Raw genomic sequence first — 14,105 nt, forward strand, 5'->3', positions numbered from 1 at the left:
CGACAGATCGGCCAGCGCGGCCTCATATTTCGCGCGGTCCCCGCCCCGCTCCCACAGCTTTGCGGCCTCCACCAGGTCGCGCCAATCGTCCGCTCGCCCTCCGGGCCCGGAAAAGAACTGATCGATGCGCTTCTGAGCGGGCTTCGTATCCTTGGACATGTGTCTCTCCCGATCCCTGTCCGCCGATGGCATAGCTGATTGGCGGATCGTGGGTGGGGTACCGGGCGCTCCATTGATCCAAGTCAACGGTCCGGTGCATTCTGATCAGGCCGACGCCGGCCGGTTGGTCGGGTCGGGATGATGTTTCCCGAGCACGCTATCGAGTGAACGCAGCCACTGGTCGCTATCGGTCTTCTCCGCCAATCCCTCCGCCCGGAGCAGATCGCGCAACTGTGCGTGCGCGCCGACGATGCAGAGCGTGATCCGGCGCGAAGCAAGCTCGTCATGGAGATCATGCAGCATGCGAGCGCCGGCAAGATCGATATAGGGCGACGCCGACAGATCGCAGGCAACGAGACGGACATCCGCCGATGTCCGCAGCGAAGCCAGCACCGTATCGAGGATCGTCTCGGCATTGATATAGAGCAGCGAGGCTTCGGGACGGAATGCAATGACACCGGCGATCGGCTCGACATCCTTATGCCTCGCGCTGTCGGAATAGCGGCCGGTCCCCGGCAGGCGACCTAGGAATGCGACGTTCGGCTTCGAGGCCCGCGCCAGCAGCAGGAAGATCGAGGCGATCGAGGCCAGCAGAATGCCCTGGAGGATGCCCAGCAGCAGCACCGACACAAGCGCGATCGCGGCGGCGTAGAAATCGATCCGGCTGACCTGCCACATCCGCATCAGCGCCCGGATATCGACCAGCCTGTAGACTGCGGCAAAGACGATGGCCGCGAGCACCGCCTTGGGCAAATTGATCAATACTCCCGTAAAGAACAGCAGGGACAGCCCAAGCGATACGGAGCAGATCACCAGGGCCAGCGGTGTCCGTGCGCCGGCGCTGTCGTTGACCGCCGATTGCGACAGGCCGCCGGCGACGGGGTAGCCATGACCCAAAGCGGCAGCCAGGTTTGCGGCGCCCAGTCCCAGGAACTCCTGGCGCACATCGAGCCGATAGCCATGCTTCGCAGCAAAGCTGCGGGCCGCGGAAACGCCTTCGATATAGGCCAGCAGCACGCAACCGGCCGCGAGCGGAAACAGCTCGTCGAACTCCAGGAGACCGAAGGTCGGGATGCTCAGCGCCGGCAACCCCTCCGGTATCTTCCCGGTAACGGGCACACCCTTCGCCGGAAGGCCGAGCATCGTTGCCACCGCGATGGCCAGCGCCACGGTTGCAATGCCGACCGGCTTGCCCGGCAGCCACCGTTCCCCGATCAGGAGCAACACCAATGCAGCCGCTCCCATCGCCAGAACCAATGGTGCGGTTTCGCCGAGTTGCCCGATCAGCTTGAACGCGCGCTCGAAGAAATTGTGACCGCCGCCGGCAACCCCGAGCAGGCTCGGCAACTGGCTCATGATGATGGTGAGGCCCGCGCCGGCCTTGAACCCGACCAGGATGCTGTCGCTGACGAGCCGCACGAGCACGCTAAGCTTGAACAGCCAGGCAATGAAACACAGCACCGCCACCGCGAAGGCCGCAAGACTTGCGATTTGCGCATAGCGATCGGCGTCGCCGCCCGCGAGCGCGCCGACGGTCGCGGCAATCATCAGCGAGATCGCCGAGGTGGGACCGATCGCGAGTTGCCGTGACGCGCCAAGCAATGCGTAACCGATCCCGCCCAGCATGTAGCCGTAGACGCCGACCTGCGGCGGCAGCCCGGCGAGCGCCGCATAAGCCAGCGAGACCGGAATGGCGTAGGCCGCGAGCGTGATGCCGGCCACCGCGTCGGATGCCAGCCATTCGCGCCGATAGCCTGAGAGCCAGCCGACGGGTGGAAAGAACCGCGTCCAGCTCTGTTCGGACGGAGGGTTCATTGCTCTCCCTCCTGACGGGCAACTTCGCAGCGCAAAAGCACGATCACAAGTGCAACCACGGGAATTCCGAGCGCGAGATCGGGAATGTTCTTGGTTGCGAAGGCGCCGACCGCGGCGCCAAGGCCAAACACCGCACAGAGGGCGGCGAAGACGCCAGACCGGCGCAACGTTCCCGGCGGCGCTCCTCCGGATAATACCGAGAAAACATTTTCGATCGCCTGGCGCAAATTGCCGGTCGCCATCACGGTGTTGCAGACGACCCCCTCGACCTTGGTGAAGATCGCGGTCTGCATGGCGGCAACGCAGGAAATGCCGAGCGTGCCGGCGAGATCCGGCAGGCGATTGTGCAGGACCCCGATCGCAATCAGCAGCAGGATCTCGATCAGGGTGCTGATCGTGCAGGCCCGCTCCCCGGTCGCGCGCCGCAGCCACGCCGCAATCACGATCCCGAAGGAAAACGCCAGCATGGACGGCACGAAGTGAAGTGCCCTGGTCCAGTCGCCGGAGGTTGCATAGACCCAGAGGAAGATCAAATTGGCGGTCTGGGCATTGGCCATCACACCGTGGATGATCCAGGTGTAGGCATCGATATATCCCCCCGCAAAGGCAAGCAGCAGCACGGTCTCGACCGCTTCGTCGCGACGGACCGCGCCGGCAGCGACGTCAAGGCTACTCATGACGGCAATGCCGGCTGTCGCAGGATGTCCATCACGTCATAGGCGCCACCCTGTCCGCACCAACGCTTGATCTGGATCAAGCAATCTCCCCTTGCCGCCAATCAAATCGTGGCAGCGCGTCGGGGGACATGAGACCATGGGCACCGTCAGGTCGATCATCACCACCGCACCGGAGATCTTCCTGCTGCTGGCGATTGCGATTGGCACTGTCCTCGGCCGCCTCAAGATCAGCGGCTTCTCGATCGGCACCACGGCCTGCATCCTGATCGTCTCGGTCCTGATCGGACAGCTCGGCAGCTTCGCCTTCCCACCGATTCTCCGTGCGATCCTGTTCAGCCTCTTCGTGTTCACGATCGGCTACCGCTCGGGGCCCGAGTTCTTTGCGTCCCTGAGCGTCCGAACTCTGGCGCAGGTTGTCCTGGCGCTGGTGATCGGAAGCACGGGCCTCGTGCTCGTGCTCATCTTTGCCCATGTGTTCAAGCTCGATACCGGGACAGCCGCCGGCCTTGCCGCCGGCGCGCTGACGCAGTCTTCCGTGATCGGCACCGCATCGGGCGCGCTGGCGCAGCTCGGCCTCCCTGCCGAAATGTTGAAGCAGCAGGAAGCCAACATCGCCGCCGGCTATGCCGTGACCTATGTGCTCGGCTACATCCTGACCTTGCTGTTCGTGCCGTTCGTCGCGCCACGGCTGATGGGGATCGATCTGAAGGTGGAAGCGGCGAAGCTGGAAGCCGAGCTGGCCGGCGGCGCACCGGCGAAGGCGGACAACCTGTCCTATCGCAAGTTCCAGGCGCGTGCCTATCGAGTCTCTGCTGCCGCAGGTCGCACGGTCGAGGCCATCGAGGTGGAGATCGGCGGCCGCGCCGTCATCGAGCGGATCGTCCGCCGTGGCGCCGACATTCCGCCGAACCGCGACTCCATCCTCGAAGCCGGAGACGATGTCGTCCTGACTGGCCCGACCGCGGCGATCGTCGACGCCGAGCCCGTCATCGGCTCGGAGGTCGACTCTGACGAGCTGTTGCGCAGCCTCCCCGGCAACGTGATCGAGGTGCTCGTGGAGAACCGCAGGCTGCACGGCCGCTCGATCAGGGACGTCGCCGAGATCGTCGGTGATGGCGCGCGCGGCGTCTTCCTGCGTTCCCTCACGCGGATGAGCCGGGAGGTCCCGCTCGGCCCAGAGACGCGCGTCTATCTCGGCGATGTCATGACGCTGGTCGGCAGCACCGGCAATATCGCGCGCGCGACAAAGCAAGTCGGTCACGCCCTCAACACCAGCGACCGCACCGACATCGCGTTCCTCACCATCGGCGTCGCCGCAGGTCTTCTGGCCGGCCTTGTCAGCTTCAAGGTCGGTACGGTCGCGCTGACTCTGGGCGGCGGCGGCGGTGCGCTGATCGCGGGCCTCGTCTGTGGCTGGCTGCGCTCCCGCAATCCCGCCATGGGTGCATTGCCGCCGGCGGCACAGCAGACCCTGAGCGATCTCGGGCTCGGCGGCTTCATCGCGGCCATCGGGCTCGGCAACGGGCTCGCCGCGTGGTCGGCGATCCAGGCTCATGGCGTGCTGCTGGTCGGTATGGGTGTCGTCGTCACGCTGGTCCCGCTGACGGCCGGGACGCTGGTCGCCTACTACCTGCTGCGCATGAATCCGGTGGTGACCTGCGGTGCGCTGGCCGGCGCCATGACCGTGGATGCCGCCGTCACCGGTGCCTGCGACGTCGCCGAGAGCAAGACCCCGGTGTTGGGTGTCGCCGTGCCCTACGCGGTCGGCAACGTCGTGTTGACGGTGCTCGGACCGATCGTCGTCGCTACGACCTCCTCAGGCTGAAGGAATATGCGATGCGCCGGATTCTGGAAATGATCCTCGCGACAGTCCTGCTGCTTCTCGCCGCGTTCGAGGCGCTTGCACGCGCCGAGGATGACGTCCGCATTCAAGAGGAGATCTGGGCGCTCCCGTTGCCGCTGCCGATGTTTGCTTATCTGGTCCGCCCCGTCGGTGATGGCCCCTTCCCGCTGGTGATCATGAACCACGGGGTATCACTCAATCCGACCGACCGCAGCTTCTTCCCGCTGGTGGAATTCCGCGATGCCGCACAATGGTTCGCCAGACGCGGCTATCTGGTGGTCGCACCGGTTGGCAGCGGCTACGGCGCGTCAGCGATCGACATTCCCGAGCGTGGTGTCTACGGGCCGTTTTTCTCGAAGGTCGGCAAGTGCACCAATCCCAATTTCCACGATGCGGGTCTTGCCGTCGCGCAGGTCGATCTCTGGATCATCGACTACATGGCGGCCGAGAGACGCATCATCCCGAAGGACGTAATCGTGGTCGGCCAGTCCGCCGGCGGCTGGGCTTCGATCGCATTATCGAGCGTGAATCCGCCGCAGGTGAAAGCCATCATCACGTTCGCCGCCGGTCGCGGCGGGCGGGTCGGCGGCAAGCCGAACAACAACTGCGCGCCCGACAAACTGGTCGAGGCCACCGCCGATTTCGGCCGAACCTCGCGCGTGCCGATGCTGTGGATCTACATCGAGAACGATACGTTCTTCGGCCCCGAACTGTCGAAGCGCATGCATGCGGCATTCACGGCCGCCGGCGGCCGGGCCGAGTATCACCTAATGCCGCCGTTCGGCAGCGAGGGGCATTTCTTCATCGGCTCGCCGGATGCGATCCCGCTCTGGGCCCCACTGGTGACAAAATTCATCGACGCGCAAAGATAGAGCCCGGTGACGGAGATGCGACCATGCCCAGCGCCCGCCGCGACTATATCGCAGCCCTTCCATTCGCCCTCATTGCCACGATCCAAGCGTTACCTTGTCTCGCTGCACAAGCCGATAAACCTGCCGAAGTCATGACAAGGGGGCAGCGCGAGGCGAAGGACATCACCTACGGCAATTGGGAGAAACTCTGCTTCAAGGCGGGCGGCGCGCCCATGCTGTGCCGGACGTCGATATCAGGCAAGTTCCCGACCGGCCAGTTGGCCGTGCGCATCGACCTGATCGAGCGAGAGGCCGCTGCTGCGGCGCGGCTGCAGCTCTTCGTGCCCGTCGGGATGTACCTGCAACAGCCGGCCAAGCTGACCGTCGATCGGGGCAGTCCCGTCCGCATGCCCTACAGCTGGTGCCTGACCAATACCTGCATTGCTGCCGACGTCGCGCCGGCAGCGCTCGTCAAGCAGATGGAGTCAGGCAAGACACTGGTCCTGGAGACCGTCGACTCCAACCTGCTGGCATTGACAACATCGGTGCCGCTGGGCGAATTCGCTTCCGTCCACAAGAGTGCACCGGCCCGAACGCTGGAGCAATATGTCGATGAATGAGCCGCTCGCGCAGGTCACGCAGCTGCAACACGCCCGCTAGTCGCTTTTCGGATCGAGCATTCCAAGGCGCTCCGCAATCGAAACAAGCTCCGCGAGCGAATCAACCTGCATCTTATCCATGACCTGGTGGCGGTGCGCTTTGATGGTGCGCTCGGTCGTTCCGAGCTCGTGGCCGATCTGCTTGTTGATCTTGCCGCGTACGATGAAATCGAACACCTGTCGCTCGCGCTGTGTCAGCGAGGCGATGTTCGTGCGGAACGCCTCGAGCCTGCCGCGCTGCCCGCGTGCCGCGTGCTGCCGCGCGAGCGCGCGCTCGATTGCGTCGAGCAAGACCTCCGACGAAACCGGCTTGGTCAGAAAATCCTCGGCACCCGCCTTGATCGCCCGCACGGTGGTCGCTGTGTCGGCATGCCCGGTCAGAAAAATGATCGGCAGTGTCGACCCCGAGGCGATCAAATGGCTCTGCAACTCGGGACCACTCAGGCCGGGGATCTGCACGTCGAGCAGAATGCATCCAGGCTGATCGTTACATGGCGGGCCGTCCAGCAGATCCTGCGCCGATGCGTAGGTCGCGACGTCATAGCCGGCGAGCTTCAGCCGCCGCTCTATCGCCGTCCGGAACGACGCGTCGTCATCGACCACGTGGACAAGACCCGGCACCCTTCACCTCTCCCAGAGTTTAACGATGGCGGCCGGATGATCGAAATGATCCTCCGTCAAATTATCCTTAAATCGGAACATGCCTCCAAATGACATGCAGTCCGAAGGCCCCGAGGCCTTCCCGGCCGGCGCAAGGATCGCTCACGCTGTCCCTTGGTACAATGAACCTTGGGACAATGGATTGGAATACCGCTTTGATCGTAAATCAACCCCAGCGGGAGTGAGATAGCGCGGCTCATTCGCTGTGACATTTTCTGTTCGACAGACCAATTCGGCGTTCAGCTGAGGAGTTGGCCTATGTTCGTTCGCATCACCACGGATTCCGCGCAGCGCCCAAATTCTCTCCGTGACCTCGGCATGACCAGCGAATCGAGCTCGCTCGTCAGCCTGAGTGAGTTTTCGTACAGGAAAGGGACCGAAGTCTACGGCGAGAAAGAGCCCGCCGAATATGTCTATCAGGTCAAGTATGGTGCGGTGCGAAGCTATAAGCTGCTTACCGATGGCCGCAGGCAGATTGGCGCCTTTCACCTGCGCGGCGATATCTTCGGGCTGGAGAACGGCAGCGAGCACCGGTTCACGGCGGAGGCGATCGTCGACACCACGGTCCGTCTCGTCAAGAGGCAGAGCCTTGAACTGGTCGCCGAAAGCGACGCCGCGGTCGCCAAGAACCTGCTCAGCATGACCACGAACAATCTCCAGCACGCGGAAGATCATATGCTGCTGCTCGGCCGCAAGACATCGCTGGAACGGGTCGCGGCGTTCCTGCTCGAGATGGACAAGCGATTGACTGCCGCGGGCGTCATGGCCCTGCCGATGTCGCGGCGCGATATCGCCGACTATCTCGGCCTGACGCTGGAGACGGTCTCCCGCGCCCTGTCACGGCTGCACGAACTCGGCGTCATCGGCTTCATCGGCAACACCCAGCGCCAGATCGTGCTGCTGGATCGGCACCAGCTCGCGGTGCTCGACCGGCCGGCCTGAGGCATCCCATCGTCGGTGTGCCTGCCTGCGCGGGATCATTTCCCTCTGGACACCTCGGTCATTCCGAGGTGATCGAGCGTCTTGCGCAGGACCTCGAACAGGATTGCGGCCGACCAACCGAACAACAGGACGCCGTTCATCGCGGTGAGCGGGCCGATGAGCCGCCATTCCCGCACCGGCGTGATATCGCCATAGCCGAGCGTGGTGTAGTTGACGAAGGCGAAATAGAGCAGACCGCTGTCGGCCGCGGCGGCCTGAACAATGCCATAGGCCCCTGCCCACACCAGGACCTCGAGCGTGTGCGCGGTCTGCAGCACCGCAGCGGTCGCGACCATCACACCCATCAGGTGCAGCCCCGGCCGCTCGGTCGGACGCAGACCGGCCGTGCGGGCAATCGAGACGGCGGCGACAGTCACCAGCGCGTGGATGCCGATGTTGATCGCGCTGACCAAGGCGCCAACGAAAAACTGCACCAGCATGAGGGTCGTCCTTTTCTCTCTTCTATTGCGGCCGACTGCCGGACCCATCCTGGTCGCGACCGATCCACGCGGCAACTAGTTCCCAGGCGACTGACAGGATGATCGGCCCAATAAAAAGGCCGATGATTCGTGGATCTCGAGCGTGGTATTTTTTATCGCAAGGCGATCGGCAAGCGCACGACGAAGAAGCGTCAGACGCCGGCGCCAATCCCGCCAAGGCTGCTCGCCCACCTTCGACACTGGTGGAACCGCAGGCTGATCGCGGAGTGCTTCGTTGAATTCAATGGCAAGCCCGTCACCTCGGTGAAGAAGGGCTTCAAGACCGCCGTGGGGCTTGCCGGCCTACGAGGGAAGGTGACAACCCCACACCCTTCGCCATACTGCTGCGACGTGGCTCATGCAGCGCGGCGTGCCCATCTGGGAGGCCGCTGCGTTCCTGGGCATGTCACCCGAGGTTCCGCAGGACACCTACGGCCACCACCACCCAGACTTTCTGCTAGGGGCGGTCACGGCCATAGGCCAAAAAGGGCCGATACGTTTCGGTGGTTGACTCGGGAAGGACCAACGATCAGAAGGAAAAACCTAATGATTTCTGGTCGGAGTGGCAGGATTCGAACCTGCGACCCCTGCGTCCCGAACAAACGAAAAGATCAACAAAAACAATGGATTTCGCTCGCGATTGACCACCTTTATCGCTGTTCGTTGGTGATGTTTCGGTGGTCAATTGGTGGTCAGCTTCTGGTCTGATATCGCCCAAACCTTGTCGGCCTAGAGACCAACTCGCTCAAGTCCTTCTGTGTTCTCCCTAGGTCTGTTTGACGAACCAGGCAATGGACCGGGCTTGACGAACGTATCCACCACATTGCTCAGGAGCTGCGAGACGTTGTTCTCGAATCCGTTTATCGGCAGCGCATTCCCGAAAGCAATGGACCCTGTTGCAAACACTGCACCATTGTTCGGTGCCTCAAAGTACACCATGTCAGCTCGCAGGATCTAGTTGTGGGTCCCGCTAGCTCCCCTGCACCCTCTCGATACGGAGCGGCTTCTTCCCTTCGTTCTCGAGGATTAAGTCTGCAACCTTCTGCCTTGTGCCGGCGTACTGCGGCATCGCGTCTTTGCCCCGGATCAACCCTATCATCACGCGCTGCGAGATCGCCTGGAGCCCATCCTCAGCGAAAAGGTAGAAACGAATAGAAAGCCCCATGGGAACGTCCTCAATTATCCGGCATGTTTTCGAACGTTACCGGGTTGGGCAATACCAAAAGAGTTGGATATTTCCGACGCGCAGGCGGCTTGCGGTACTCTGGCCCGACTTAGACCATTTGACGGAGGACCTCGGCCCGCCCGCGCGCAGACTCCACTTGCTCTCCCGCAGCGGTTGCGCTTGCATGGTGGCTTTCGAGGGGGGTCTTTGCATGCGTATTCTCGTGGTGGTGGCCGCCTGCGCCACGCTGGCTGGCTGCATGACAGCCGGAGAGACGGTCTCGTTCAAGGCGTCTAATCCGCAGCAGCAAGCTCTCATGCGGGACGGACAGCCCGCCCTCGTCTCCCGACAGAAAAGCTCCTTGGTGTTGGTCCGACCGGCCGCACGTCAGCTACAGGCGAACGGCCGTCCCGTCTTCGTAGTGGGCATAAACAACCTGAGCCGCCAACCTGTCGAGTTTCGGGTTGGGCAAGTCGAAGCTGTCCAACACGCCGGCGGTTCGGACTTCGAGATGAAGGTTGTGACTTACGAAATGCTGGTTCAGGAAGAACGAAACCGCCAGGTTGCGGCCGCGCTGCTCACGGGAGTCGCGGCCGGCGCGAACGCATATAGCGCCTCTCAGGCCGGCTATGGCCACTACACAACGCCGAGCGGGCGTACTGGCACGTTTTACAGCCCGACGGCGGCGGCAATTGCTCAAGGCAACGCGGCTGCTCAAAATGAAGCGATGATCTCTGCCACGATCGAAACAGGCCAGCGCAACATGGCCGTGCTTGAGCAAGCGGTGATCAAGGACAATACGCTCCTGCCCAGTGAATGGTACGGAGGTCAACTTCACCTTGCGCCGCCAACTGATCAGGGTGATGGAAGGCACAAGTCTTACACGATTGTCATTACAGTGGGGTCCGACCGGCATGTTATCGATGTTTCGCAGGGCAGAGCCGGCGCCTGAACTGATGAGGGGTATGAGGAAACGTGCGGCTGTGTGGTTCTCGGATAGCGTCGTAAGCTCTCGAAAGAGATTTGCTGCTGCCGCCGTATTCCTTGCCAGCGCATGCACTCCCGGAGTTGCGGCGTGCGGAGACAATGGTGGCCCAGGATATCGAAACCAGTCGGGGAAGTGCGTGGGCTGGGAGGCGCTTGCGCGTCAATGTGGCAATCCGCCGTCAACACATTGCAAGCCCGAGAACGTTGCCACGGGATCGGAGGATGCGGCGGTGAAGGGAGCAAAAGTAAGGTCGTTGATGGATCAATCGCATGCTGCCAAGAGTACCGCGAAACGATAACAGCCTCCGGCGGGAGTAAGGCGAGTTTTGGGATCCGCGGTGTACCAGGCGGAAAGGATCTGCCGCGCCGTCGCCAATACTCGATACGGCTGCATTAGAAGCGACCAACTGAGGCGGCGTATCTCGCACGACAGGAGAAGCCGCAGCGCGGTTCCAGCCCCCCACTGCGGCTTGCTTCCCGGGCACTTCGAAATTGTAAGCCCTTGCACCCGTCTTCACTCGACTCCCGCCACCTCCCAGGTTCGCGGGATTTCTGATCTGCAAACGAAAATGAGGCCGCTGCAGGGGGGCTGCCGCGGCCTCGTTATTTCTCAAAAATGGTCCGGGTGAAAGAGATCTAAGTAAACTATGAGCCAGCCCCGGTATGACTAAGAAAGCATTACTTTGTTTCCAACGTGTTTCGTCGCACGAAGAAATGCTGTTCCTTTAGAGGAACTTACACGGCGTGGACCCCACACTGAGTGAGGGAGGCCCGCCGGGGGCTGGCAAGCTGGCGGGCCTCCCCTCTGAGCAGGGCCTTGTTATGTCCCCCAGGGCCCCGTCCCAAAAGCAACACTGACAGTTTCTCGCTAATGGCGGACTAAGATCGAGGTCAGGGGGGCCGAGGATGTGCTTAGGTCTGGTGCCGTGCCGATCGTGCGGAACGTCGCGGCGTAGGTCGCAGGAGTCGCCTCATGGCACTCCTGCGACCTTCACTGCACTGCTCCGGCGCAATGATCCGCAATTGAATCGGCAGCCAGGAGCTTGGGGCTGGAACCCGAGCCGTGCCATATTTTCCCGAGACCGGCAATGCGTACAAAACGCACGCCCGTACTTGTACGGAATCCATTTTCGGAACGGGGTGTTCTATGGAAAGAACACCGGCGCGATTTAATCATCAGCCAATTTCAACTTGCCGGGAAACGAGCCGCAGTGGGGCTGGACCGCACTGCGGCTTTTCCTTTTCCTGCCGCTACTTCCTAGCCGGCGCGCCTGCTAGATCGCGCTCCGTCCTAGCCCAGAATTGCGCCCGGCGAAGTCGGCGCCTGAGTGGCGGCGGGCAAAAGACTTCCGATGTAATTCCACCGCTTTACAACCTGAGGATAACTGGCTGTAGTCAGCGGGTTGTATTTTCCGAATCGTTGTGCCGTGCTCGCTCACACAGCGTTCAGGACTGCGGTATGAGCCAGTTTCTATCGATGCTACTGATGGTCGTGGCGGTCGTTTTGACCGTCTGTTTCGGAGTGGCGGCATGGCGGCTCTCGGATGGCACCGATATCACCGGCCAGATCCCACAGCAGCTTTACGATAAGTCGAAGTCAAACAACTGACGCTGCACTTGCGCTTGGCTAGCGTCAGGCGTGCAACGTTGCGCTGCAGGAGGGCGCGCCTGAATCGGATGGGCGGGTTCATCGTCTCAGACGAAGACATCTGTTCACTTAGTGTCCTTATCCCCTCTGCGTATGTCTCAATACGTGACACAAAACCTTGGCATGTGTTGTGCACACTAATGATCACCGGGGAATTGCCATTCCCCCCGGGGCTGGAAGCCCGCCGCCCGCGTCATGTTTAAGCGGGCGGCGTTCTTGTTGGGTGAACGGTTACGGCCATTTCCGGGGCTCCGCTGCGGATGTCATCCCCCGCGGTGCCGCCCGGATTTCCGACTGCCGCCAGTTGCCGAACGCTCCGCCTTGCGGACTTTAAAACGAAGCACGGCCTCGACCGCCTCTTCCAGGGTTGCGAACTGGCCGTTGTTGATGTTGCCAGGCGTGCGCTCTCCCGTGAGCAGAAACGCGCCGGTCAAGCGCGCGGGCGGCAGCACGACATAGCTCATGACCTCGCGATTGTCTTCGTCCATCCGTGCGACCACGACGAGATCGGCCCGTTGGTCGATGCGACGCCTGAGGCCCCACCGCGGAAATTTGCCGCGGGCAATGTTCGCGCGCGCTACCGCGATTGTGACTTTGACTGCCCCATCAATGGTGATGAGGCCTGTTTTCGGGTCGAAAGCGAGCGAATGCCCGAACGCAACGAGTTCGTCGACAAACTCCTCCCGAACTTCAACCAGAGTCGCGATGACCGCGCGGCGCCCGTCTTGATATCTCAGACTGTCCGGATAGTAGCCGATGGCGGCATAGGCCTTCCTGAGGCTACCGAACCTTTTGATATACGCGCCGCTGCCGGGAAGATCGAACGACGCATCGATAATCGACTTACTCAGCTCCCCTTTCCGGACCAGCAGGGCCTTCAAGCGGTCCAGCATATCGCGATCCGACAGCAGCAGGCGTCGGCGGCTGGAAATCTTCTGAGCTTTCCAGAACAGCGACGGCTTCACGATGGGCGCGAACGATGCCTTCGAGCGGATCCAAGCGTCAGGCGGGTTTGGTTTGGGTTTCTGTCCGAGCTTCCAGTTGCTGCGATTGTAGACGTTGACTCCGATATAGTGCTCGTTCTTGAGCAGATAGCGAAGTGTCCAACTGGTCCATCGCCGCCCGAACTGGTTCAGAATGCCCTCGCCGTTCAGCTCCTTGGCGATAGCCGACGGGCACTTTCGCTCCTCGACGAATGCACGGAAAATGCGCTGGACGACCTCCTGCTCCTCCGCTGGTCCGGGTCTCAGCAGCACTCGATCTTCCTGCAAAGCCTTGCGCTGGCCGTTGGCTAGAAAGCCCTTCGATCGGCCAGCCGCATCGACAAGCTCACGACGCAGGCCATAGCCCGCGGAACCACCTTGCCGAAATCCCAGGGTGACCAAGCGGCATTGCGCGGCGAACACCTTTTTCGAGAGATCAAGACTGAACTGACCCGCGCCAATGCGCTTCAGCTGCTTGGCGATGTTCGACATGAAACTGCCATCGTTGTCGAACTGCTCGGCACAGTACTGAACCGAAACGCCGGCGCTTCTGCAGATGAACTCATAGTGGGCGCTTTCATCCGCGTCCTGGAAGCGGCCCCAGCGACTGACATCGAACACAAGGATCACCTTGAAATCCGCCCGCGCCGTCTTCACGTCATGAAGCAGCTGCTGCAGCGCGCTGCGGCCCTTGATCGTTAATCCGCTCCTCGCCTTGTCGATGTAGCTTTGCACGATCTCCAGATCGTGCTCGATCGCGTAGGCTGCGATCGCAAGTGCCTGGTTCGCGGTCGAATATCTTTGCTGTTCGCTGGACATGCGAATGTACTGCGCGGCCCGCACCCGCACCTGGCTTGCTTCAGCAACCCTTCGCGCCTGCGCCATGTCCCGGCCCCTTCGCCGATGCCATGGTTATGACACAGCTCTTGACGGGAGTTCGGCAAAGCTCGCCGATGGTTGGTACACTCCCAACCGATCGCGCAAGCTTCGACTCTAGTTTTTGCGAATGCCTTTAGGCACGGCACCGCTTGAACCCTGCAGCCTTCAGGATTCGGCGCGAGCTGCTTAACAAGTGCGCCACCGGGTCTCGCATATCGCTCTTCTTTCCATCGAAGGATCATCGAACCAACGAAGAAAAGTGCTGGCTCACCCACCCCAGGGCAGCCGAGCCGAGAAGCGAAGCAAGCCCGGCCCATAA

The 14,105-nt window shown here is 61.9% G+C and carries 12 protein-coding genes; 6 read left to right on the forward strand and 6 right to left on the reverse strand.

Features of this window, described 5'->3' with window-relative positions; all coding sequences use genetic code 11:
• Positions 1–264: 264 nt before the first annotated feature.
• Positions 265–1,974 (reverse strand): SulP family inorganic anion transporter, encoded by a 1,710-nt coding sequence (locus JHD07_RS10090; protein ID WP_291621543.1) that lies wholly within the window; start codon positions 1,972–1,974, stop codon positions 265–267.
• Positions 1,971–2,651 carry a YoaK family protein gene (locus JHD07_RS10095; RefSeq protein ID WP_291621545.1) on the reverse strand — a complete coding sequence of 227 codons (681 nt, stop codon included), beginning with the start codon at positions 2,649–2,651 and terminating at the stop codon, positions 1,971–1,973. The genes JHD07_RS10090 and JHD07_RS10095 overlap by 4 nt, the downstream gene beginning before the upstream one ends.
• A 136-nt stretch (positions 2,652–2,787) precedes the next feature.
• Here JHD07_RS10095 and JHD07_RS10100 point away from each other — a divergent pair, with 136 nt between their 5' ends.
• The 3 genes from JHD07_RS10100 to JHD07_RS10110 are packed head-to-tail and all read left to right on the forward strand — an operon-like array spanning position 2,788 to position 5,965.
• On the forward strand, positions 2,788–4,476 hold the full coding sequence (locus JHD07_RS10100) for a transporter (RefSeq protein WP_291621547.1): 1,689 nt from the start codon (positions 2,788–2,790) through the stop codon (positions 4,474–4,476).
• Between the two features lie 11 nt (positions 4,477–4,487).
• On the forward strand, positions 4,488–5,366 hold the full coding sequence (locus JHD07_RS10105) for a dienelactone hydrolase family protein (RefSeq protein WP_291621549.1): 879 nt from the start codon (positions 4,488–4,490) through the stop codon (positions 5,364–5,366).
• Positions 5,367–5,389: 23 nt separating this feature from the next.
• Positions 5,390–5,965, forward strand: coding sequence for an invasion associated locus B family protein (locus JHD07_RS10110; protein WP_291621551.1), 576 nt, complete (start codon positions 5,390–5,392; stop codon positions 5,963–5,965).
• Between the two features lie 36 nt (positions 5,966–6,001).
• On the opposite strand, the gene JHD07_RS10115 is transcribed toward JHD07_RS10110, so the two are convergent.
• Positions 6,002–6,625 (reverse strand): response regulator, encoded by a 624-nt coding sequence (locus tag JHD07_RS10115; RefSeq protein ID WP_291621552.1) that lies wholly within the window; start codon positions 6,623–6,625, stop codon positions 6,002–6,004.
• A 297-nt stretch (positions 6,626–6,922) separates the two neighbouring features.
• Here JHD07_RS10115 and JHD07_RS10120 point away from each other — a divergent pair, with 297 nt between their 5' ends.
• Entirely contained in the window at positions 6,923–7,606 is a 684-nt protein-coding gene (locus tag JHD07_RS10120) for a helix-turn-helix domain-containing protein (RefSeq protein WP_291621555.1), read from the forward strand.
• 35 nt (positions 7,607–7,641) lie between these two features.
• On the opposite strand, the gene JHD07_RS10125 is transcribed toward JHD07_RS10120, so the two are convergent.
• Positions 7,642–8,085, reverse strand: coding sequence for a potassium channel family protein (locus tag JHD07_RS10125; protein WP_291621557.1), 444 nt, complete (start codon positions 8,083–8,085; stop codon positions 7,642–7,644).
• Positions 8,086–9,094: 1,009 nt separating this feature from the next.
• Complete coding sequence (locus tag JHD07_RS10130) at positions 9,095–9,289, reverse strand: hypothetical protein (RefSeq protein WP_291621558.1); 195 nt, start codon at positions 9,287–9,289, stop codon at positions 9,095–9,097.
• Between the two features lie 211 nt (positions 9,290–9,500).
• On the opposite strand from JHD07_RS10130, the gene JHD07_RS10135 reads away from it, so the two are divergent.
• Together JHD07_RS10135 and JHD07_RS10140 are read left to right on the forward strand one after the other, a co-directional pair.
• Positions 9,501–10,241, forward strand: coding sequence for a hypothetical protein (locus JHD07_RS10135; RefSeq protein ID WP_291621560.1), 741 nt, complete (start codon positions 9,501–9,503; stop codon positions 10,239–10,241).
• 1,494 nt (positions 10,242–11,735) lie between these two features.
• Positions 11,736–11,885 (forward strand): hypothetical protein, encoded by a 150-nt coding sequence (locus tag JHD07_RS10140; RefSeq protein ID WP_291621562.1) that lies wholly within the window; start codon positions 11,736–11,738, stop codon positions 11,883–11,885.
• Between the two features lie 302 nt (positions 11,886–12,187).
• On the opposite strand, the gene JHD07_RS10145 is transcribed toward JHD07_RS10140, so the two are convergent.
• Positions 12,188–13,792 carry a recombinase family protein gene (locus JHD07_RS10145; protein WP_291621564.1) on the reverse strand — a complete coding sequence of 535 codons (1,605 nt, stop codon included), beginning with the start codon at positions 13,790–13,792 and terminating at the stop codon, positions 12,188–12,190.
• Positions 13,793–14,105 lie beyond the last annotated feature (313 nt).

Source organism: Bradyrhizobium sp. (assembly GCF_016462955.1).
Classification (GTDB): Bacteria; Pseudomonadota; Alphaproteobacteria; order Rhizobiales; family Xanthobacteraceae; genus Bradyrhizobium.